Consider the following 23,450-nt stretch of genomic DNA (forward strand, 5'->3'; position numbering starts at 1 on the left):
GTCTTTATGCAAATATTTGAAGAATTAGTTCAATGGCTCAGCACCCACTGGGTAACCATCATAGTTATTTTCCATATTAGCTTATCTTTTATAACATCGATACATGTACTTCTGTTCAAAGAAAACGAACGCACATCACTGGCTTGGATTGGTCTTGTCATACTTTCACCTGTTATCGGCAGCCTATTTTATTGGTTGTTTGGTATAAATCGTATCCAGCGTTTAGCACAAAAAAAACACCCACCAACACTTAAGCAAGACTTCTGCTCCACAGAAAAAACTATTAAATTTCACCAATTACCTAAAAGTTGGCATTCAGCCATTATTGCGGCTCATACTATTCACCCCGTTAATTACCTTGCTAATAACAGCGTTGAACCACTGATTAATGGCGATACAGCTTATCCAACCATGATCCAGTCTATTGATGATGCTAAGTATTATATTGTTTTATCGAGTTATATATTTACTTACGATTCACTGGGTCGCCAATTTGTTAACGCTTTAGCTCGAGCGCAACAACGAGGTGTAACGGTAAACGTTTTACTGGACGGTATTGGTATTGGCTATAGCTGGCTGAAAATAGATCGTGACTTAAAAAAAATGGGGGTAAAAACGGCTCGTTTCTTACCCGCTATCTCCCTTACCAGCTTTCGCTTTATTAACTTGAGAAATCACCGAAAAACACTATGTATAGATGGCGAAGTAGCCTACATGGGGGGAATAAACATCAGCAAAAATAATATCATTAAAGCGGCAATACACCCCATTGATGATATTCACTTTAAAGTTACCGGTCCAGTGATTGACCAGATTAGTCAGGTATTCATCGAAGATTGGTTTTTTGCCACTGGCGAGCTAATTCATTTCCCCTACTGGCAGCCAAACACTGCTGAGCAAAAAAACAGACATTCTGTTGTTGCTCGAGTCATACAAGATGGGCCCGATGAACACCATAACCGAGTCAGGTGGACATTAATTAATGCCTTAGTTTGTGCAAATAAGAGTGTAAAAATAATGACACCTTATTTTATCCCTGACCAAACATTAATGACCTCTCTTCACGCCGCGGCATTGCGTGGCGTCTCAATCGAAATTATTGTGCCTGAGCACAGCGACGTTATTTTTGTAGACTGGGTAATGGCAGCAAATTTCTCAAGAATAATAAAACACGGTATAAAGATATACCAAAACCAAAGGCCTTTTGACCACAGTAAAATTGTGATCATTGATGAAATTTGGTCATTTATCGGCTCTAGCAACTGGGACGCCAGAAGTCTGGAGCTGAACTTTGAAATCAACCTAGAATGCTATGATGTGAATCTCAATGCAAAACTGACCGCCTTTTTTGCCTTGAAAAAGCAGAATGCTACACCCGTTATTGCAAGCGAATTTAATGATTTGCCAATCTACAAAAAAATTCGCAACAACTTATTTCGTTTGTTTTCGCCTTATTTGTAGCTAGAACCAAACCAAAGCCTAACGGTCATAAGTTATATTAAAGAGGGTTTATTCATGATTAAAGGTCGATATAGGAAAGTGGAGTCGCTGAAAGTTATGGGCCGCGCTTCGAAGCAGGTATTAGGACCAAACATAAAGATGTTGATGTGGAATGTTTTTAAATGCAAAAAAAAAGGCTGGCAAGACGATTTTATAACACTAATGCGCGAAAAAGATTTAATTCTCTTGCAGGAGGCTATTATCAATTCCCCTTTCGACAGCCATTTTAAAGCCTCGTTGCAGCATCAGTGGATTATGGCGCGTAGTTTTAAAAACATAAAAACCAACATAGAAACCGGTGTTAAAACCGGATCGACTGTTGCGGCAAAAGCACATTATTATTCAGTGTCTGAGCACAGCGAACCCATTTCTAAAACAAAAAAAATGTTATTAGCAAGCGTATATCCATTACATACCCTTGAGCAGTCGTTGCTGGTGGTCAATGCCCATATTATCAACTTTGTTTCTTTCGAAAAATTCAAAACACACTTGGATCAAGTATTTAACACGCTTGAACATCATGACGGGCCGATATTAATGGCCGGCGATTTTAATACCTGGAATAGTAAAAGATTGAAATATTTTAATCAGCTGACCAGGTTATTTTCGTTAAATGAAGTCAAAATGAAGCGTCAGCCAAGACTAAAGCATTTATTTCAGCACCTTGACCATATTTACTGTCGCGGATTAACCGTTGTCGATGCGCACGTACATACACATATTCACTCTTCTGATCACTACCCTATTAGCTTGTCGTTACTGAGCTAAAATCCAGCAACAATAAAATAAGCTCTCTTGTAGAGGTTATATTATAAACCATGTTTGGCTGTTCAAGTATCACGACTTAGCATGATAGTTCTCCTATTTGTTACCTTACTCAAAGTAGTCACAATAGTCACAATAGTCACAATCCAAGATAATCAATGATGAAAAATCACAGCACAAAAATAACCGTAAGTAAGTATTACTGTTCATCATATTCTTTGGCTTTCGGTTCAACCAAATGCACAATACCCAAAGCTTTTAATAAGTATTTTTTGTAAACAGGCGATGTAGAGCCGTGACGTATTTTATAAAGAAAGTATTTCTCAAAGGCAATCTTAGCAAAATGCACCCATTTGCCTTTTGAATACCAAGTTCTGTTTCTTGGCGGAATTTGTGGCAAAGCAACAAAGGTGGCTCCGGTATCACCCATTAATGTTAACATTGAGAGTCTAACTCCTCCACCTACCTTTGCCTTTACTCATGCTGATATGTTAAATTCAGACCTGTTTTATGACTTATCCACTATATTTTTAGTCTAGTATTGTTACTGTATATTTACTAATCTAATGTGATGCGTTATACCAATCGAAATAATGCTTTTAAATGGAGATAACTACTAATGACCAAGTCGATACAATGTTTAAAGCAACTTGAAATTAACGGTGAAGTTTGCAACTACCACAGTTTTGATGGTTTGGCAGATAAGTATGATCTTTCACGTTTACCTTTTGCCGCTAAAATTCTCTTGGAAAATTTATTACGTCATGCCGATAGTGACTTTGTCCAGCAAGCGGATATTGAAACCTTAGCCAAATGGGATGTAGACAACTGGCAGGATACCGAAATTGCCTTTGTACCTTCCCGTGTTATTTTGCAAGACTTTACTGGCGTACCGGCTGTGGTTGATTTGGCCGCTATGCGTGATGCTATCGTAAAAATGGGTGGCAAAGCAGAAAGAATTAATCCGTTAAATCCGGTAGAACTGGTGATTGACCATTCAGTAATGGTAGACGTCTTCGGTCAAGCCGATGCGATGCAACAAAACACCGCCATTGAATTTCAACGTAATCGTGAACGTTATCAGTTTTTGCGCTGGGGCCAGCAAAGTTTTGATAACTTTAAAGTCGTCCCCCCTGGCCGCGGTATTGTCCATCAGGTTAATCTGGAATATTTAGCCCGAGTGGTATTCAAAAAACCAGATGAAGATAATTTACTTTATCCAGATACCTTAGTTGGTACCGATTCACATACCACCATGATTAATGGTTTAGGTGTATTGGGTTGGGGAGTTGGCGGCATAGAAGCTGAAGCGGCTATGTTAGGACAACCCGTCACCATGTTATTGCCAAAAATAGTCGGTTTTGAATTAACGGGCAAATTGCCTGCAGGTACTACAGCCACTGATTTAGTCTTGACCGTGACCGAACAGCTACGTGCTGCCGGTGTGGTAGGTAAGTTTGTCGAGTTTTTTGGTGCCGGCGTGAACGAACTGACCTTGGCCGACAGAGCCACTATTGCCAATATGGCGCCGGAGTATGGCGCGACTTGTGGTATTTTTCCTATTGATCATCAAACAACAGACTATTTGCAATTAACTGGCCGTGACAGCGAGCATATTGACCGCATTAAAACTTATTTAAAAGTGATGGATATGTGGGGTACTGAATCTCAACAGAATGCGGTTTATCACAGCCGATTATCGTTAAAACTAGATGATGTTGTGCCTTCTATTGCGGGTCCAAAACGTCCACAGGACAGAATTTCATTAGACCAAGCTGGCCTTGCTTATCGTGACTGGTTGGCGTTACAAAATGGCATCAAACAAGTCGATTCCAATCAAAGTGAAAGTGGTTTTGAAAGCGAAGGCGGACAACCGTCGGTAATGCTACCTGCCAGTGATGCAGATTCAGGCGTACCTTGTCAGTATGGTGATGAAAATTTTGCATTAAAACATGGATCAGTGGTAATTGCGGCAATTACTAGCTGTACTAACACCTCGAATCCATCGGTATTAATTGCCGCAGGTTTGTTAGCTAGAAATGCCAGACAAAAGGGATTAGATGTTAAACCTTGGGTGAAAACCAGTTTTGCACCCGGTTCACAAGTGGTCACCGACTATCTGTTAAAATCAGGCTTAAATGAAGACTTAGATGCCCTTGGCTTTCAGCTAGTGGGGTATGGCTGTACTACTTGTATTGGTAATTCAGGTCCCCTACCCAGAGAAATTAGCGATGCCATTCATCAAGGTGACTTGTCTGTTACCTCTGTTTTATCGGGCAATCGCAACTTTGAAGGACGCATTCACCCCGAAGTACAGGCCAATTATTTAGCCTCTCCGCCGCTAGTGGTTGCCTACGCACTGGCCGGTAATATGAAAATAGATATTACGACTGAATCTTTGGGTAATGATACTTCAGGTAAGCCGGTTTATTTGCATGACATCTGGCCAGATAGTCAAGAAATTAAGCAAGTGATAGAAAAAGTGATTGATAGTTCCATGTTTATCTCACGTTATGCTGATGTTTATAGCGGTAATAAAGACTGGCAAGCACTAGATATAGTAGAAAGCCAAAAATATGATTGGCCAGATTCTACTTACGTCAAACTACCGCCATTTTTTGACAATATTACCGCTAAAATACCGGATATTAACCCGATTGAAAATGCCCGATGCTTGTTAAAATTGGGCGATAGTGTCACCACAGATCATATATCACCTGCCGGTTCAATTGCGCTAGATAGTCCAGCGGCTGCATATTTACAAAGTGCTGGAGTATCGCCTAAAGATTTTAATTCTTATGGTTCTAGACGTGGCAATCATGAAGTGATGATGCGCGGTACTTTTGCCAATGTGCGTTTACGTAATTTATTAGCGCCAGGCACCGAAGGCTGTTGGACTCGACTAATGCCATCTGGTGAAAAGATGAGTGTCTTTGATGCTGCCATGCAATACCAACAACAAAAAGTTGCTTCAATTGTACTCGCTGGAAAAGAATATGGTACAGGCAGTTCTCGTGACTGGGCCGCTAAAGGGCCAGCTTTATTGGGCGTTAAAGCGGTTATCGCACAAAGTTATGAACGTATTCATCGCTCTAACTTAGTCGGCATGGGCATTTTACCATTGCAGTTTATGCCTGGTGATAGTGCCGAGTCATTAAAGCTCACAGGGGAAGAGCAATTCAATATTCCTGCCGTGAGTGCAGGACAAAAAACAGTGAAAGTGTCGCTCACAGCTCAAGATGGCAGTAAACACTCTTTTGATGCGAATATTCGCATTGATACGCCAAACGAATTTAATTATTACCAACATGGGGGCATATTACATTTTGTGCTACGTAATTTAGCCGCTGCTGACTAGCCTTATGACTGTTTCACGATAGATAAAATACAGGCCATATTTTATTGGCCTGTATTATGATTGGCGCAGGTGTCGTTGTTTAATCCTCTGCGCTTTTTTTTAGCTATTTCAGCCTAAATAATGTCACGAATTAACTACTACTAAATTTATCTGCTCGCTTTTTCTTGTGAATCTACTTACAACTGATATTTTTTCTGCGAGAAACGAGCTTTTGACTTTTTATATAGGTTAAGCTTTATGAATAAATGGTATTGACGTTAACCTAAGCTAATTTTTTCCAATCCAGCCTTTACGCCAAAAATAAAATAGCATCGCGATGGTAAGCAAGATAAAAAAACACCATATTGCTGGATAAGCCCAGCGCCAAGTTAATTCCGGCATATACTCAAAATTCATCCCGTAAACACCCACGATAAAGGTTAATGGAATAAACACTGAGGCCATAATAGTTAACACCTTCATAATTTCATTCATACGATTTGACACGGCAGACATGTATAAGTCGGTCAGGCCACTGGCCATTTCGCGATAGGACTCTATAATTTCAACAATTTGAATTGTGTGCTCATAGACATCACGCAAATAAGGCTTGGTGGTATCAGTGATGCGTCCATCCTCCTCACGATAGAGTTGATCAACAACTTCTCGCATCGGCCAAACAATACGTCGTAAAAGGGCAAGTTGCTGTTTAACACTATGGATGCTGTGCAAGACTTCCACTGAGGGGTTATTCAGCGTGACCTGTTCAAGCGCTTCAAGCACATCACCATATTGTTCGAGCACCGGAAAACAATGATCAACAATGGCATCAAGTAGTGCATAGAGCAGATAATCTGTGCCATTTTTACGAATGCGCACGTTATCTTTTTGCAGTCGGTCACGGATAGGTTGCCAGACATCACCCTTTTCTTCCTGAAAGGTGATCAAGACATTATCATAAAGAAAAAGACTGACTTGCTCAGAATCTAACTCATTACTCGTTGCTATGTTATTGATGTTGCTAGGTTCGGCTTGAATCAGTTGCATTATACGCAATACTACAAACAGATGATCGTCGAAGAGCTCGACTCTAGGACGTTGAGGGATATGCATAACGTCTTCTGCCGCTAGCGTGTGAAACTCAAAATGTTGCCGAAATTGATTAATAACATAAGGGTGCGGTGGACTGATGTTGATCCATCTGACAGTTAGCCAGTCGCGCAGTGGCTTAGCAAGAAATGCGTCAAGATCAGTAACACTGCCGGTTTCTAGTTGATTAGCACAATAATCGATATAATTAATACAAATGCTGTCAGGTGCAGGGGCAGTAGAAGCATCGGCAATATGTTCAATACCAGGTAAGGCGCCTGGTTTAACTCGGTGCTGGCGATTTTTCGTCCTGACACCAGACAGGCTCAACGAAGAACCAAGTAAATTAATGCCTTTGTTGGGCTTACCGATAACAACCTTAGCCGTGCTACTTTTACTATTACGTGCTTTTTTAGACATATTCATCCCTTATATCTATTGAAATAATCAATCCGGATCAAAAAAGGCTAGCACGGAATTTGCAAAATGCATTCAAGGCGTACCGACTTTACACGCACCAACCTATACCTATCATTTATATGAATAAACTTGCAGCGATAAATAACAATAAAGCCAGTTTAATTTCCTCATCTGTCTTAGGTGTTTTCGACAATATTTTATGCCTCATTCAATAGTTGATACAAAATTTCTGCACTGAGAGAATATTCTGTTTAAATATTTAAAAACCGCTAAGTACTAACAGGTTTAGTAATATTAGCCAACATCTACGCTGATGCTAATTTAGCCACTAAAAAACTGGCCAGAGCTTTGAATTATTCGGTTATTCTAATAAACAACAGTATTTACTCATTGCTGTTGTTTATTAGTGCAAAAATATTGCCTGTGGCGTTACTTCTGTTCACTGTAAAGCATATTAATACATTTAGTGTTACGCGTTACCAAAATAAAATAATAAGCCTTTGTTTTTATGTGAAATTAAAAGAAGACATTCATTGCTGTTATTCTGAAGTAAAAATAAACACCTAGTACATTTAATGTTTAGTCTCACGACAGTAGCTATATTATGGCGATAACTCTGACCTGTTTTTTGCTGAAATATGACTGATTTTTTTGTTTTACTATCTTTGACTATATTTAATCATCAAATTAAATTAACCCTTAAACCTGGCTCGATATCGAGTATCTCTGTCATAGTACATTGAAATACTATTACTAAAATTAGTGCTATAAGCTGACAAAAACCTATCGAAAAAACCAAATAAGGCATGAGTGAACAGCCAAATTACCACTCTTTTTTTTCATCTGTTTATCTACATTATTTGCACTCACTCTTGTCAGTACCTCCTCGACATTAGGGTTAACTACCTACCAATTAAGCCAATATTGATCTTAATCAATATTGGGCCTTATAAACTAGTGCTACCTGAGGAACTACATGCCAAGCTGAATGTAATTAGATTATTAAGTGATCTGTAGCCAATGTTTCTGTAGCAAAGATTAATGGGACAAACTGCGAGTGAAATGTTCACAATACGCAAGTTTACGTTGTGTGGTAATCGCAGCATATATTTACTGCTTGAGCAGGCTACCTAAGCAATTAAGCGTAATGTTTTGCTATAGAAAAGGAAACTATATGTTTTATTATCAATCGTTAAAACCGTTATAAGACGTGATATTAAAGATGACAGTATTTCAAATGCTCTAGAAAAATGCAGTTCAAAAGTGTATCCCTTATTTTCCCATTACTTATCAAATAAGGGATCAAATAAGAGGTTGAATTAATAATGTATTTAATGAGTAGTTTAGTTAAACCGGCCAATAAAAATTAAGGATTAATAATGAAATATACCCTGCTTACTTTACTTATCATTATGTCATTAACACTACTGAGTTGTAGTAAAGGCGTTGATTCACCACGAGGCTTTAGTTTACCTAAAGGCAATGTTGACTCAGGAAAAAAAGTATTTTTAAAGTTTAACTGTTCCGCTTGCCACACACTTAACAATGTTAATGATATTGAAATTGCAGAGGAAAATGTTGAAAAACATCCAACAATTGCTATTACTATCGGTGGTAATAAAACCCAAATCGTCACTTACGCAGAGTTAGTGACTTCGGTTATCAATCCTTCGCATAAATTTTCTAGCCCATATTTACCAGCAGCAAAAGCTGCAAATGGTCAATCAAATATGAAGATATTTAATGATGTGATGACCGTCACTGAACTTATTGATTTAGTATCTTTTTTACAGCCCAATTATCAACTAGTGCCTTATAAACACACCAAGTATCAATACTATCCACATTAATGATTACGGGAGTTTTCAATGAATATTAAATTTTTTGGTGCTACCAGAGAAGTTACTGGTTCGTGCTATTTGATACAAGTTAATAATAAAAACATATTACTCGAATGTGGCATGTTACAAGGCTCTAAAAATCATGAACGACACAATCATGACCCCTTCCCGTTTGATGTTGCCCAACTTGATGCCGTGATTGTTAGTCACGCTCATCTTGATCACACAGGGCGTTTACCCATGCTAATAAAAGAAGGTTATCATGGCAATATATACACCCATAGTGCGACCGCAGATCTATGTGAAATTATGCTGGTTGACTCTGGTTATATCCATGAAAAAGAAGCACGTTGGGAAAACAAAAAACGTGAACGTAAAGGCTTACCATTAATAGAGCCACTTTACACCACCGAAGAAGCGACCAGAACACTACAATATTTTCAAGTCCTTAGCTATGACAAAGAACTAGAGATTTGTTCAGGCGTTAAACTCACCCTCAGAGATGCAGGCCACATTGTTGGTTCAGCTATTGTTGAATTAACGCTTACTGAAAATGGCGAAAGTAAAAAAGTTGTTTTTAGTGGTGATTTAGGTCATAAAAATGCCCCTATTTTACGTGATCCTTTTCAAGTTAAATATGCTGATCTCGTGATAATGGAAAGCACTTATGGAGACCGACTCCATCGCAGTTGGGCCGATACTTGGCAAGAAATGGGCGATATTATTGCCCATGCTAAAAGCAGCAAAGGTAATATATTAATTCCAGCTTTTACAGTTGGTAGAACGCAAGAGTTACTCTATGAATTTAAACAACACTTTGACGCGTGGCAACTGGCTGACTGGCAAATTTTTCTCGATAGCCCTATGGGGATAAAAGCGACCAAGGTCTATGCCAAACACAGGGAGGTTTATGATAAAAAAGCGACAGATGTTGAAGAAAATCATCAGGGTATATTTGATTTACCTAACCTGCACATGTCAGAAACAACTGAATACTCAATGATGATCAATCAAATAAACTCAGGTGCAATTATTATTGCCGGTAGTGGTATGTGCACAGGAGGCCGAATTAAACACCATTTTAAACATAACATTTGGCGGAAAAATGCCCACGTAATTATTGTTGGATTTCAAGCCAGAGGCACCTTAGGCCGGTCACTTGTTGACGGTACTGAAAATATTAATTTATGGGGTGAAAAAGTACAAGTTAATGCCCAAATTCACACCATTGGAGGTTTTTCAGCTCATGCCGACCAACAAGGATTATTAGACTGGTATCAAGGCTTTGAAAATACACCGCCAGTAGTATTGGTGCATGGCGAGGAAGAAGCCATGAGCGTATTAGCACAGAAATTAAAACATCAATACCAAGCTAATGTCGTGCAAGCCAGTTATAAGAAAAATATTATTATCTAAACAAGGGAGAATTTTATGTATAAGCACATTTTATTTGCTACAGAGATAAATGAAACTAAAAGTTATATTGAAGATAAGGTCGAAAAATTGCAGCAACTGACTCAAGCTAAACTGAGTATTATGCACGTGGTAGAGCCAATAGCTAACGTTTACTATAGTGGTATGTATGGCGTTGTGCCTAACCTTGACGCTTCAGACAGTGTTAGCACAACAAAAATATTTCAAGACCGCGCCAAAGAGGCCCTACAACCTTTGGTTAAAAGGCTTAATATTTCTGAGAAAAATCTGCATATACCCGTAGGACAAACGAGTGAAGAAATATTAGCCTTTGCTGAGCAGCATAAAGTTGATTTGATTATAACCGGCAGCCATGGCGTGCATGGTTTACGATTATTATTAGGCTCCACCGCAAATGCCCTTTTACACGGCGCAAAATGTGATGTACTCGCCGTACGTTTTAATGAATAACCCTATAAAAACAGTGCATCCTGACCCTAAAATGAGTATGGCTTTTACATCTTCTACGCTCTAATTAAATACTGGGTTTATAAAGCGGCAAAACTCGTTTTGCCGCTTTATCACTGCCCTGTTTATCACTGTCCAGTCACCAAAAATATAAACAGCCAAACAGTTTTAATTCACTATATTTTAACCTGAGCCAACTCGTTAATCACCATGACTTTTTATAAGTTGGATTTTATGCTTTCAGGTTAAGCCTTGATAGCCCAAATTTAATCTTAAATCAAAATGATGAGGTAAAACCCAAACTACAAAAACCTACTAAAAAAAATACTAAAAAAAATACTAAATAAAGTATGAAGAGGGTTACGTGCGCAGTAAAGCTCGGCCCTAACTATTATCTTAGTGAGAAGGATTTTTCACCTTATGTTAAAACTAAAAGCTGTTGCCATTGACACATTTAAAGAAAATGTTGCTTACTTGCATCGCGATTGCCCACTCTATCGCACCGAGGGTTTTCAGGCGTTAATGAAGATAGAAATTTATATAGCGGGCAATGGTGGCCCCGTGCTTGCGGTATTAAACATTGTTGATGACTGCACTATTGTTGATATTAATGAGCTGGGTTTAAGTATCCAGGCTTTTAAACAATTAGGCAAAGAACAGGGAGTTGACGTAAGAATTGCGCCAGCTAAGCCCCCCATATCACTTAAAGCCGTACATCGTAAAATTGCCGGTGAATCGTTAAGAAAAGATGAGTTTCACCTTATTTGCCAAGATATTTTAGAAAATCGTTATTCTAAAATGGAAATTGCTGCATTTTTAGTCGCCTGTAGCCATAATGGCTTAGAACGACAAGAAGTGTTGTTTTTAACAAAAGCCATGGTTGATACCGGCGAAGTTTTAAACTGGGGTGAAAATATAGTTGTTGATAAACATTGTATAGGCGGTATTCCTGGTAATCGTACGACTATGATAGTGATGCCAATTGTAGCGGCACACGGTATGTTAATGCCTAAAACGTCTAGCCGAGCCATTACCTCACCTGCGGGTACCGCCGACACCATGGAAGTGTTAGCTAACGTGGAGCTTTCTATTGAGGAAATGAAAAAGGTAGTACATCAACATCGTGCCATGTTGACCTGGGGTGGCACAGCAAGACTAGCACCTGTTGATGATATTTTAATTTCCGTTGAACGCCCTTTATCAATGGACTCAACCGGACAGCTAGTTGCCTCGATTTTATCTAAAAAAATAGCCGCGGGTTCAACACATCTACTCATTGATATACCTGTAGGCCCATCCGCTAAAATTCACAATAACCAAGCGGCGTTAGCCTTAAGGAAATTATTTGAATATATTGGCGATCTCTTTGGTTTACATATCGATGTAGTGATCAGTGATGGCTCTCAACCGATCGGCAATGGTGTAGGCCCTGCATTAGAGGCCAGAGATGTCCAACAAGTGTTAAGTAATCATAAAAATGCACCCAGTGATTTACGTGAAAAATCGCTACGCTTAGCCGGTAGAATTTTAGAGTTTGACCCCGATGTAAGAGGTGGACAAGGTTACAATATTGCTCGAGATATTTTAGAATCTGGCCGAGCTTTTGAAAAAATGCAAGCCATTATCCTTGCCCAAGGAGCAAGCCCCAAAAAACAAGGTAAGGCCCCATTAGAGTATGCAATGCTCGCAAGTAAAAGTGGCTATGTTAGCGCCATAAATAACTTAAATATTGCCCATATAGCGAGTTTGGCGGGGGCACCTATAGAGAAAAATGCCGGTGTTGATTTGGTTAAAAAAGTAGCAGATAAAGTAAAAAAAGGTGACACGCTTTTTATTATCTATGCCAGTTTTAAAAGTGACTTTGAATTTTCAACACAATTTGCACATGAGAACAGTGCATATGTTATAGCGAAAAATCCCCCATCAACAGACGACAACTACTTTATTTAATATTAATCTTTAGGAGAAAAAATGACCTTAATACTAGGCTTTGATGATTATTTGTTACCTGCTCAGCAGCTAGCTAAAAGTTTATCAGTGGCGTTTAAGCAGGTAAAGTTACACCAATTTCCTGATGGTGAAACAAAGGTAACATTGCCAACAACCCTGCCAAAACATATTATTATTTGCCGGACATTAAATAACCCCAATGCAAAGATGACTGAACTGATCATCACGGCAGCCGCGGCCAGAAATCAAGGCGTTAAGCACATCACCTTAGTAGCACCCTACTTATGCTATATGCGGCAAGATATTGCTTTTAATCCCGGAGAAGCCGTCAGTCAAAAAATCATTGGCAACTTACTTGCCGCTTATTTTGATAGCGTTATTACTATCGACCCACACTTACACCGTATCAATAACCTAAATGAAGCCATTCCCATTACTCAAGCCTGCGCTTTGCATGCCACGGGTGCTATGTCAAAATTTTTACAACAACATTTTAGTCAACCTGTCCTTATTGGCCCTGATGAAGAGTCTGAGCAGTGGGTAAAAGCTATTGCTCAACCACACCAGTGGCCTTATGTGATTGCGACAAAAGCGCGTTTTGGTGATAAAAATGTTGCGGTCAGCTTGAACATAAAGGATAAAAATAAAGCCGTAAGCTTAAGCAACCGAGACGTGATCATTGTCGATGACATTGCCAGCACTGGAAAAACCCTAGAACAAGCCGTTAAACAAATACAACAACAAGCCCCTATGAGTATTTCAATCATAGTCACTCATGCCTTTTTTGTTGATAACGCCTTAACAAGACTAAAGGATATGGGTGTGACAAATATTTGGAGTTCAGACAGCGTATTACATAGCACTAATGCCTTTAGTATTATCGATACCCTAGCAAGGCAGTTAAAAAAGATAAATATAACAGACTAAAACCAACCGACATTAAACCTACATAGTACATACGAGAATAACATCACGTTGGGCAATACCTTGTAGGTCGGAATTTATTCCGACAACTGTTAAGCAAAAGCCAAACAGACCAGAAAACAAAACTGTCAGCTATTGTTTTCTGTTAACTGTTAACTGATAGCTGAAAGCTGAAAGCTATTTTACTGACAGCTATCGATTAAAACCTAAGGCACTCAAGTCCAACCTAGAAAAGACTGACAAGCGAGCCCCATCGAGCCTTATGATCTTAACGTTAATGTCACTAAAACAATACCATGATCGGTACTTTCGCCATCACGTTCAAAAATAGGATTAATTAAATGTCGGTCATATGTGTGATAGTCACTGACTTGATAAAGACTGTCGTGATAACCGGCATCAAATTCACAGGAAAATAAAAGGTAATCGAGTACCGAGCTGCCTGCACCAAAGTAATGAGTTGGGGTACGCGTTACCTTTTCTGCTTGACTAGCAGGCTTAGTTTCATGGTTGTCATTAGTTTGTGCTACTTGGAATAAATCCCAAGCGTCGTTTAAACAATATTTGGCCAGATAAGCATCACGGTCAATCGCAGAAACAAAGCGTAAGGTGTTAGTGAGTAAATGACTTAACACGCCATCCGCTAAGCTATTATTAAAGTCACCCATTAATATCATAGGGTGAGCAGTTGCCTCTCGTCGTTCAATCATATCAATCATTAATAAGGTTGCTTCGCTACCACGTTGTATAGTGGACCCCCAACCGCCCGCTACTTGTGCTTTTAAGCTCTCAATAATGGTTTTTTCTGCTGAGCGTTTTTTATCTTGCTCATCAACTTCAAGCATTGAACGTTTAGATTTAAAATGCACCACATAACAGTCACAGTGACCCATATGAGGTACTTCAATCGTTGCTCTGATGACTTTACGACTAAAAGAAAAGTCGTTAGCTAAACCTAAACTTTCGGCAAGTTCAGTGTTTGGTTTTACCGCGTTGACTTCAACAATAGGATAACGTGAAGCTATGGCGACAACAGGACGTTGGTAAATAAAATCATCAATGACCCGCGGTTGATCAACCACGGCAAAATAAGTATAGCCCTGCCCAGTAACTAATGCTTTCAACGACTCTGTACTAAAAACCTCCTGAAAACCAATAATATCTGGCTGATATTCAGCCAAATAATCAGCCACCCATTTTTGCTTTTTTTGCCATTGCTCTGCGCTATAAATTCGCTCAAAATCATAAAAAGCATTAGGGGGTTCAAGGTAATTGAACAAATTAAAAGTAGCCACTTTAAGTTCGGTATTTGTTTCTGATATAGATACAGCTTCAGAGGACGGTAGCTGATTTATTACTTTTTTATCTGCTTGGTGGATAATATTAACTCTAAGAAAAAGATGATAAATAATTATACCCTATCGTTTCTTAAAATTATTAACTTAAAAACCAGCAAAATAAATTATCCCAACTTTTATCCTACTGGTTTATCAAACTACTAGGGTAAAAATCCCTAAAGCTTTATTTTCTGTAAGGTAAATGCGCCGCGAATATCACCCAACTTGAAACCTGTGGCTTGATCGTTTGGATATAACTCGTTGACTTTACTGCTTACGTCATCAGCTAACTTGCTGCCATGGCATGCTAGACATAAGCCACCCGTAGGTATTGCCTTCATATAACGCAAAACAGTTTTCTCACCTACTTGCACTACCTCAGAATGTTCCATGGTGTTTATATTTTCTCCTGCCGCTTTGCGTATTTCAAACTGGCGTAAAATAGTTGCCTCCCAAACATCAGGTGCATTGCTGGTATTACGCACTTTTAGTGAAGTTCGAGCGATATCCCATGTCGACAAGGCAGAATTTTTTTCAGCAATAGGTCCGGCTTGTGTATTACAGACCTCTAGTGCTTTGATAGGGCCGGCTGTTTTCATTGTCGTGATTAAGACAGATTTTAAATCGCTGCCAAAAGCCTTTACCAAAGAACGCGCTTGCTGAATATCTTGCATAGGCAGGGTTTCATCGGCATTAACAAGTAATGGTGACATTGCTAAAACGCTGGTTAATAACATATTAATACTGATTGATTTCATATACTTCTCCATTGTTATGGTGTGTTACTGTTTATAAAGAAAATGTAGATTAATTTCCTGTACTTTTGTCATAAATCATCTTATTTTCTGCACCTGGAATTAAAGCAAGTATTAAAAAAAGTCACTGATTGAGTGAATTAATATAGACACACTGGTGATTAATAAAAATATAGCAAAAAATTTCTTTAGTTTTTCTTGGGGTACATTGGTTGCTATTTTTTGACCAAATAAACTACTAACTGAACCAATAAGAGCAAAAATAACAATAACTTGCCAGTTTAATTTTAAATCGATCTGTGTTGACATAGAAAAGTATTTAATAAAACCTGTTAACGACTGCAGCGTGATTATGGCTAGACTCGTTGCCACGGCATAGACCATATTCATCCGAGTAAATGCAAGTAATGCTGGAACAATAAGAAAACCGCCCCCTACGCCAACCAATCCGGTAATACTGCCAACAATAGCGCCAATAAAAACCAATTTAAGCACAACATTATCGCTAAGCGTTTTGTCAGGAGCGTTAACCTTACCTTTTAGCATTGAAAATGCCGCTAGCAGCATAATCACCGCGAATAGACTTAGCTGTTCTCTACCTGATAAGTAAATTGAAAGCCCGGCTGCAAGATAGCTAAATAACATACTTGGCAAACCAAACTGCAACACAACCGGCCAATGGATCATTTTATTTTGTTGAAATTTTACTGCCCCAGAAAACGCAATTAATCCGACAATGGCGAGTGAGCTTGCAATAGCGGTTTTTTCATCTTGGCCAACAATATAAGTCAACGCAGGCACAGTTAATATCGAACCACCTGAGCCCAGCAAGCCCAAGCTCAGGCCAATAAGTATCGCAACAAAAATAATAAGCATAAGTTCGATCATGATTAATTACTTAAAAGCATTTATAGGTAGCGTTAAATACTGCAAACCATTATCTGCGGCTTTTGGAAAGTGCCCTGCTCGAATATTGATTTGCACCGAGGGTAAAATCAGTTTTGGCATAGCTAAGGTCATATCTCTTTTATTTCTAAAGGCGACATATTCTTGCGCTGAAACATGATTATTAATATGAATATTGTTCGATTTTTGCTCGGCGACACTGCTTTGCCAAACATATTGTTCTCTGCCCTCAGCTTTATAATCATGTCCGATGAAAATACAGGTATTGTCAGGCAGCGAAAATATTTTTTGAATGGAGTGATATAAAGTTTCTGCATCACCACCGGGGAAATCACACCGAGCGGTGCCATAGTCAGGCATAAATAAAGTATCGCCAACAAAAACGTTGTTATCAATAAGGTAACTTACACAAGCTGGTGTGTGTCCAGGGGTATGTAATACCTTAATGGTGAAACGGCCTAATTCAAGTACATCACCTTCATGAAGAAGTTGATCAAACTGTTGTCCGTCAGTGCAAAATTCAGCTTCAAAATTAAAAATAGGCTTGAATATTTTTTGCACATCAACAATATGTTTACCAATGGCGATTTTACCGGCTAATTTTTTTTGCAGGTATGGCGCCGCTGTTAAGTGGTCTGCATGGGCGTGTGTTTCTAAAATCCATAAGCACTGCCATTTTTTTGCTGTGACAAAATCAATAATTTCATCCGCTAACGCCGTTGATGTCGCGCCTGATGACATATCAAAACCTAATACCGAATCAATAATGACACATTGCTTTGCGACACTGTCTGCTACTAAGTAAGTTGCGGTATTGGTTATTTCATCAAAAAAACACTTTATGGCTAAATCAGTCATTTTAATCTCTATTGAATGGGTATTTAGGTTTTAGACGTTCAAATAAAGGTTAGAACGAAATCAACAAGACAGCTACTATCTAGATTTAATACTGTCAATTTTGTTAGCGGTGATATCAGTTACCTAACCACTACATTAGCACATACTACATTAGAGGTCACTAATATAAAGTAGTTAATTGTAGCAATGGTTAATCACACTACATTAGTGATAAAGTACTTATCTGCATTGGTGGAACTAACCATATTTTATCTACCAGTAATATGGCATTACTTTCTGAAAAGGTATTTTCTTGAATACAAACCCTGTAAAAATGATTGTCAGTACCGTTTTCGCTCTTTTAGCTTTTGCCGCTAATTCAGTGCTATGTCGGCTAGCCTTGGGCGAAAACACCATTGACGCCGCAAGCTTTACTGTTGTAAGACTGGTTTCGGGTATTATTATATTGTTAGCGTTAATCAAGGTAACCAGTAAAGCAAAGTCAGAAAAAATAGAGAGTAAGTCGAAGGGAAGTTGGCTAGCCGCTAGTATGTTATTTATTTACGCGGTAAGTTTTTCCTATGGTTATATTTCATTAGATACCGGCACCGGAGCACTTATTTTATTTGGTGCGGTACAAATAACCATGATTATTACCAGCGTAATTTCAGGTAATAAGTTGCATATATCAGAATGGTTAGGCTTAAGTATTGCCTTTGGCGGCTTTGCCTATTTAGTTATTCCTAGTTTGACCACGCCGTCATTGATGGGCTTCATGCTGATGAGCATGTCAGGTATGGCTTGGGCCTTCTATACCTTGATAGGACGAAAATCTAAAAATGCGCTTAGCGATACCGCTCATAACTTCCTTAGAACCTCACCTTTTATTTTGGCCCTGATAGTTTTTGGCTTTAATAATGCTTACATCACCTCGACAGGTTTTTTGCTCGCGGTATTGTCTGGCGCTATTGCCTCTGGCATCGGATATTTTGTCTGGTATATCGCACTGACAACACTGTCAGTCACTCAAGCCGCGGTTGTTCAGTTGTTGGTGCCAATAATTGCAGCTATTGGTGGTGTTACATTTACCAGTGAATTAATCACCCTGCGTTTAATTGAGTCATCAATATTGGTACTTGGTGGTATTTTAACGGTAATACTTGGTAGGTACTATTTTGTGCAGTTGCCTGCAAAAAAAGCAGCAAAACTATAATGTAAACGTGGACTTAAACCAAAAAAGCACTGACATGTATGATGTAAATTTAATAAGCTATTAATATAAAAATTTATCAATAGCTAAAAACCTAGATTAGTGACACCTATCTAGGTTTTTCTGTCTTAATTAAAACGCTTCATCTTCACTATAAACACGAACGCTAAGATCACCGTCCATACTGCTAGTCACCAAAAAGTTTATTGGCTTACAACATACTTGGCAATCTTCAATATATTGCTGTTCCATGTCGGATGAGTCGATCAGCACTTTAATTGTTTCACCACAATAAGGACACCCTATTGACTGCTTAGTTAATTCATTCAATTTTACCTTCTCCAATATTTTTCTAACGACATGCTAAAGATATAACGAGCAAGCATAATTACTCGTTTTTACTCATATTAATGACTTCATAATACGCTAACTAAACTGATTATTTTATTTTTTTAATCTTAGCAATGGATAAATAACAGCTTTGGTGATTTTACCATGCTGATACTTAACCAAGGGTTGGTTGACATAGCCATTAAATTTATCTGACTGCCAGGGATTTAATAAGGCTGACTCTGCCGGGACATTAGCAATTAATCCTGTGGATTTTTTCTGTTTTACTTTTTTTTTGTTTGAACTGCTACCCTTAGCTGTATCAAGGTTCTTACCAGAAGCATCGGCAGGAGCAGCTTCGGCAAAGCTTTTCTCACGACTGGCCGCAACGATGCAAATTTTATGTTCAGCGGCGTAAGATAACAAGCTAAATTCAACCTCACTTGCTTCTTGAATATCGAACGGGACAAGTAATACCTGAATATTGTTTAAAGCCGCCAGCTTAACCATTTCAGGTATATTCGCGTCATCACCCGTTAGCATAGCAAGCTTGATCACGCCTTGCTCTAACGGCAGTTCTATAATTTTTAGCTCACTTCCTAATGCTGTCCATTGATATCTTTGACAAAAATGTAGCTGTTGTTGTGTTGCAAATATCCCCTGTTCGCTTATTAGCACAGCATGATGCGCTCCATCAATAACTAAGCTCGTGCACACATATTGAAAAGGTCTTAACACCGCACTGATTTGTTTAATGAGCGCAGTACACAAACGGGCCACCTGAGCGAGTTGCTCAGTGTTATGAGTGATTGCTTTATCTGCGATAAAAAATAATTCGGGTAGTTGAATAATGTCACTAAGGTTGTTTTCAATGTAATGACAAACATCTTCAATAGCTTGCTCGTCAGACTTATAGGTGGCAAATATCGCGACATTAGCCGTTTCTGGCACAGTATAATTAAGTGTTGCTTCAGTTGCAGTTGCTTGTTGCAGGGCTATTTTTTGCTGTTGATAAAGTTCAGGACGTCGTTGTTTTATAAGCTTGGTACCATCAGGACGCAATTTGTTGCTCAACCCTACCCCAGCTAAGTCGATATCAGCAAAAACAAACCCTTCTTCATTGTGATCTAGCTTTGCTAACACCTTGCCATTAGGAGAGACTATTTGGCTATGGCCAACGCCCATCGGGTGCTTTTCAGCCCTTGAACTTTGACTTGAAAAATCGTCACTTTCTGCTGCAGCATATGCTTGTTCTTGCTCTTGTGAGTGTTCTTTTGAGTGTTCTTGTAAACATTGTTGTGATGACTCTGGCTGCCACAGCGAACCAATTTTATTTGCTGTGGCGACAAAGATATTATTTTCAACTGCTCGAGCCAAGTCATGTAAATGGCTTTGATCTAATGTAAATGAACTCTGCGAATTACATAATAATTGCCCCCCGCCTAAGGCAAGCGCGCGTGATGGTTCAAAGCTAATACCATCGCTACCGGCTAACAGCCCAAGTTGTCCAAAAGGGCTTGTTACAACGTTAGAAACTTTATTGGTGCTAATAAAAAAATCACTTTCTTGGCCTGTCAGCGCTTGTTTATCGGCTTGATGAATAAGCTCTCCGAGCGGTGAAAACAAGCAGGAGGTAACACTAATATTTGATTTAATCGCCGGATTTTGGTGATCGCGTATCAGGTCTTGGCGAAGTGTTACGCTGAGCATAATATAACAATGATGCTTTTTCGCTTGCTGTGCTATCTGTTGTAAAAAATTCCCATCAAGTGCTAACGCTTGATGCCAAGCTTGGTTATGATCGACGTATGAAGACTGAGTATTACAAAATTCAGGCAAAACAATTAACGATGGCTGGCAAACCGCCGCCTGATTTATCATGCGAACACAGCTTGCTAGGTTTTCTTGAACATTTAAAGCGGTGGCAAACTGAGATACGGTGACGCGCATGATTTATATTTTCCAGATAACTAGGGGATTTTTTAATTGAGTATTGTCACAACATGACACTTTATCCGCGAGATTATATCATTTACATTAAGTTTGTGACCTTGTTGTTCGCAGGAAAAACAGCTCAAGTGAGTAATAACTTAATAAAACTGGACTAAATATGAGCAATACACTCAAATTTATAGTCATTTAGCCACCAATAACCTATTGGGGTAAAACAGCAACTAAAGCTAAAAACCTAGTAACAGCTAACCTTAGTCCCCTTTAACAGGGTTATGAATAGGCTTATGAATAGGCAAAAAAAAGCTCATTAATATCAATGAGCTTTGAAAGCTTTTGTTACCCGCTCAAAGCAATAAAACACAGCGATAAAAATACAGTGCTACTAGACACTATAGCTCGACCAAGCTTAAGGCTGTATTTTACAAATAATGGCCAAACAAACGCGACTCGTAAAAGTAACGCTTTATTAGCCTATAGCAATAAGAAGGTGACGAGAAGTAATAACGCGGTCAGGTCTTTCGTTTCTATCACTTATCTGTGTACATATGTTGACTGGCTAGATGAGAAAGTTAATTTGGCTGATTACTTAAAAATGCATACTCACAGCCAATTGAAATTCATTTTTTTTTGCTAAAGAAGATTTATATATTTTATGGGCTAAGTGGAATGTCCAATTTTTTATGCCAAACCAGGCATATTTTGTCGATAACGCTTGGGTAATGTGTTTTGTGTCATATTGACCGGCACTTAACTGGTATTCCACTACAATTTTTCCATCGGCAATAACATTGATTATTGCACCAACTGATGGCTTAGCATAAAAAAACACATCAGAAGTGTTCACTGCTAATCCAACTTCTAGGTTACTAAAAAGCAATATATCTTTGTGAACTTTGGTACTTTTCCCCATGCCACCCGATAGATCAAAAAAGCCATTTTCATTAAGCTTTCGATCGAGTATTTGTCGATATCCCATAAAAAAACTGCCTGAATATTTAGGCACAATTTTAGAGCTAGGAGTCAAGGTTCTAAAAGAGTAAAACGTGAGAGATTGTACCTTTAGGTGGTTACTTTTTTCTGTTAAGCGGACTGTCAACTCACCAATGACCAGCTCTGATTCGGAGAAATATTGCCTATTGTCACCATACAAATAATGTGACGCTGGCAGGAATGACAAGTCTATCGCGGTATTTTCAGAGTCAAAGACAAGAGAGGATGTTAATATAGAGTCTTGCTTTGTATTAATTGGATTTTTGAATTGTGACAAGTCAAAATCAAGTGATTTATCTATATTAAAATCAACAATGTCTGATAGCTTTGAAAGTCGCTTAGTGGTTAGATTTGATTTTATCACTTTATTTTTTATCAGGTAAGATAGATATTCTACTGCGATACGCTTTGATTTTGGTTCAAGTTTTTCAAATGAAAATTCTTGGTTTTCAAATACGAGAGACTCAATTTTACCACCTAATTCAGGTTGAATCTCTTGCTCTAACATTTTTAACGCCCAGTCATCAGATAATTCAACGCCAATGTTTTTTATCATGCCATATTTTTCTGCTGCTTTAACTACATCTAATGGGCTGACAAAAAGAATATCTTCGTTTATCAGATTTGGATTGGCCAGTGACAAAATATAAAGCGTTAACGTTGCACAATTATAGGACTGAAATAAATATTCAATTTCAATATTCTTAAGCTCCCATATGTGTAATTTAATTAATGTTCGATCGAAGTCGTTAATATCAAGTGTATAAGACCAAACGTTTCGACCTTCAACTTTTGAGTAATGATTCAAGTCTTTTTCAAAAGGTCTGACGATGAAAAATCCATCCATACCTGATACGAGGCCGTCATAAATCAAAGCAGCTGGATTAAAACTGTCTAGTTCGGTAAAAAACGATATGGAATGGGAAACAGACGTTTGGTTTAGGTTCTTGCCCTTGGCATTCAAAAATGAGTGCCCCATCATACTTGAAGCGGAAGAAACCACTTCCGATGCATAAATTAAATTAATGTCATCAAAAGGAACGTAGTTTTTATATTTCTGTAATTCCTCGCATTCTGCTTGGTTGTTCTGTTCCGCAGTATCGAATTTAATATAATAATTTAAAAAAAAATATCGAGCTGGAAATCTACATTTGGCGTCAGAATAATCATCAAAAAAAAGGGATAATGTTTCATCAAGTTCATTTTTTGGTGAAAACTTCTCAGCACTCAAAATAAAATCAGAGTCTTTAATTTGAGGGGAATCATTTTTTATGTGAAGAAGAGATATCCACTTTGGATTTTCATAAAGTCTAAGTTCTGCTGCTTTACTTGCCGCAGCTTGAAAGTTCATTCCATTAGCACTAGCGCTAAGGAAAATATATAAAGCTGGCAATAGCCAGCTTATTCTTTTTAAGATCAATTTAA

Annotated in this window: 18 protein-coding genes; 9 read left to right on the plus strand and 9 right to left on the minus strand. The window is 38.5% G+C overall.

The window, feature by feature from the left end; translation table 11 throughout:
- The first annotated feature begins 6 nt into the window (after positions 1-6).
- Together cls and H4J59_RS16400 are read left to right on the plus strand one after the other, a co-directional pair.
- Positions 7-1,461, plus strand: coding sequence for a cardiolipin synthase (gene cls / locus H4J59_RS16395; protein WP_182241083.1), 1,455 nt, complete (start codon positions 7-9; stop codon positions 1,459-1,461).
- 54 nt (positions 1,462-1,515) lie between these two features.
- Entirely contained in the window at positions 1,516-2,268 is a 753-nt protein-coding gene (locus H4J59_RS16400; protein ID WP_182241084.1) for an endonuclease/exonuclease/phosphatase family protein, read from the plus strand.
- Between the two features lie 196 nt (positions 2,269-2,464).
- Here H4J59_RS16400 and H4J59_RS16405 read toward each other — a convergent pair whose 3' ends face one another.
- Complete coding sequence (locus H4J59_RS16405) at positions 2,465-2,707, minus strand: hypothetical protein (RefSeq protein WP_259369575.1); 243 nt, start codon at positions 2,705-2,707, stop codon at positions 2,465-2,467.
- A 177-nt stretch (positions 2,708-2,884) separates the two neighbouring features.
- Between H4J59_RS16405 and acnA the strand changes: the two genes are divergently transcribed.
- Positions 2,885-5,623, plus strand: a complete 2,739-nt coding sequence (gene acnA, locus H4J59_RS16410) for an aconitate hydratase AcnA (protein WP_182241085.1) — start codon at positions 2,885-2,887, stop codon at positions 5,621-5,623.
- A 267-nt stretch (positions 5,624-5,890) separates the two neighbouring features.
- Here the strand turns inward: acnA and corA are convergent, their stop codons facing one another.
- Positions 5,891-7,111, minus strand: a complete 1,221-nt coding sequence (gene corA, locus H4J59_RS16415; RefSeq protein WP_182241086.1) for a magnesium/cobalt transporter CorA — start codon at positions 7,109-7,111, stop codon at positions 5,891-5,893.
- 1,379 nt (positions 7,112-8,490) lie between these two features.
- Here corA and H4J59_RS16420 point away from each other — a divergent pair.
- The 5 genes from H4J59_RS16420 (at position 8,491) to H4J59_RS16440 (ending at position 13,710) form a co-directional block, all read left to right on the plus strand.
- Entirely contained in the window at positions 8,491-8,961 is a 471-nt protein-coding gene (locus H4J59_RS16420) for a cytochrome C (protein ID WP_182241087.1), read from the plus strand.
- Positions 8,962-8,979: 18 nt separating this feature from the next.
- A complete protein-coding gene (locus H4J59_RS16425) occupies positions 8,980-10,368 on the plus strand; it encodes an MBL fold metallo-hydrolase RNA specificity domain-containing protein (protein ID WP_182241088.1) in 1,389 nt (462 codons plus the stop codon).
- Positions 10,369-10,383: 15 nt separating this feature from the next.
- The gene (locus H4J59_RS16430; protein WP_182241089.1) at positions 10,384-10,836 is read left to right on the plus strand and encodes a universal stress protein; all 453 of its coding nucleotides are present in this window, start codon (positions 10,384-10,386) and stop codon (positions 10,834-10,836) included.
- A gap of 417 nt (positions 10,837-11,253) precedes the next feature.
- Positions 11,254-12,783 (plus strand): thymidine phosphorylase family protein, encoded by a 1,530-nt coding sequence (locus H4J59_RS16435; RefSeq protein WP_182241090.1) that lies wholly within the window; start codon positions 11,254-11,256, stop codon positions 12,781-12,783.
- Positions 12,784-12,804: 21 nt separating this feature from the next.
- Entirely contained in the window at positions 12,805-13,710 is a 906-nt protein-coding gene (locus tag H4J59_RS16440; RefSeq protein WP_182241091.1) for a ribose-phosphate diphosphokinase, read from the plus strand.
- 257 nt (positions 13,711-13,967) lie between these two features.
- On the opposite strand, the gene H4J59_RS16445 is transcribed toward H4J59_RS16440, so the two are convergent.
- From H4J59_RS16445 to H4J59_RS16460, 4 genes are all read right to left on the minus strand, one after another.
- Positions 13,968-15,002, minus strand: a complete 1,035-nt coding sequence (locus H4J59_RS16445) for an endonuclease/exonuclease/phosphatase family protein (protein WP_310733214.1) — start codon at positions 15,000-15,002, stop codon at positions 13,968-13,970.
- 218 nt (positions 15,003-15,220) lie between these two features.
- Complete coding sequence (locus H4J59_RS16450) at positions 15,221-15,802, minus strand: DUF3365 domain-containing protein (RefSeq protein WP_182241092.1); 582 nt, start codon at positions 15,800-15,802, stop codon at positions 15,221-15,223.
- Positions 15,803-15,913: 111 nt separating this feature from the next.
- The gene (locus H4J59_RS16455) at positions 15,914-16,687 is read right to left on the minus strand and encodes a sulfite exporter TauE/SafE family protein (protein WP_220469860.1); all 774 of its coding nucleotides are present in this window, start codon (positions 16,685-16,687) and stop codon (positions 15,914-15,916) included.
- Positions 16,688-16,693: 6 nt separating this feature from the next.
- Positions 16,694-17,563 (minus strand): MBL fold metallo-hydrolase, encoded by an 870-nt coding sequence (locus H4J59_RS16460; RefSeq protein WP_182241093.1) that lies wholly within the window; start codon positions 17,561-17,563, stop codon positions 16,694-16,696.
- Positions 17,564-17,855: 292 nt separating this feature from the next.
- Here H4J59_RS16460 and H4J59_RS16465 point away from each other — a divergent pair, with 292 nt between their 5' ends.
- On the plus strand, positions 17,856-18,755 hold the full coding sequence (locus H4J59_RS16465) for a DMT family transporter (protein ID WP_310733215.1): 900 nt from the start codon (positions 17,856-17,858) through the stop codon (positions 18,753-18,755).
- A gap of 129 nt (positions 18,756-18,884) precedes the next feature.
- Here H4J59_RS16465 and H4J59_RS16470 read toward each other — a convergent pair whose 3' ends face one another.
- The 3 genes from H4J59_RS16470 to H4J59_RS16480 all read right to left on the minus strand — a co-directional run bounded on the left by H4J59_RS16470 (position 18,885) and on the right by H4J59_RS16480 (position 23,445).
- Positions 18,885-19,082, minus strand: a complete 198-nt coding sequence (locus H4J59_RS16470) for a CPXCG motif-containing cysteine-rich protein (protein ID WP_182137935.1) — start codon at positions 19,080-19,082, stop codon at positions 18,885-18,887.
- A gap of 114 nt (positions 19,083-19,196) precedes the next feature.
- A complete protein-coding gene (locus tag H4J59_RS16475) occupies positions 19,197-21,032 on the minus strand; it encodes a nitrilase-related carbon-nitrogen hydrolase (RefSeq protein WP_182241094.1) in 1,836 nt (611 codons plus the stop codon).
- Between the two features lie 589 nt (positions 21,033-21,621).
- Positions 21,622-23,445, minus strand: coding sequence for a DUF4105 domain-containing protein (locus H4J59_RS16480; protein WP_182241095.1), 1,824 nt, complete (start codon positions 23,443-23,445; stop codon positions 21,622-21,624).
- Positions 23,446-23,450 lie beyond the last annotated feature (5 nt).

This window comes from Colwellia sp. MB02u-10 (assembly GCF_014077185.1).
In the GTDB taxonomy this organism is placed as follows: domain Bacteria; phylum Pseudomonadota; class Gammaproteobacteria; order Enterobacterales; family Alteromonadaceae; genus Cognaticolwellia.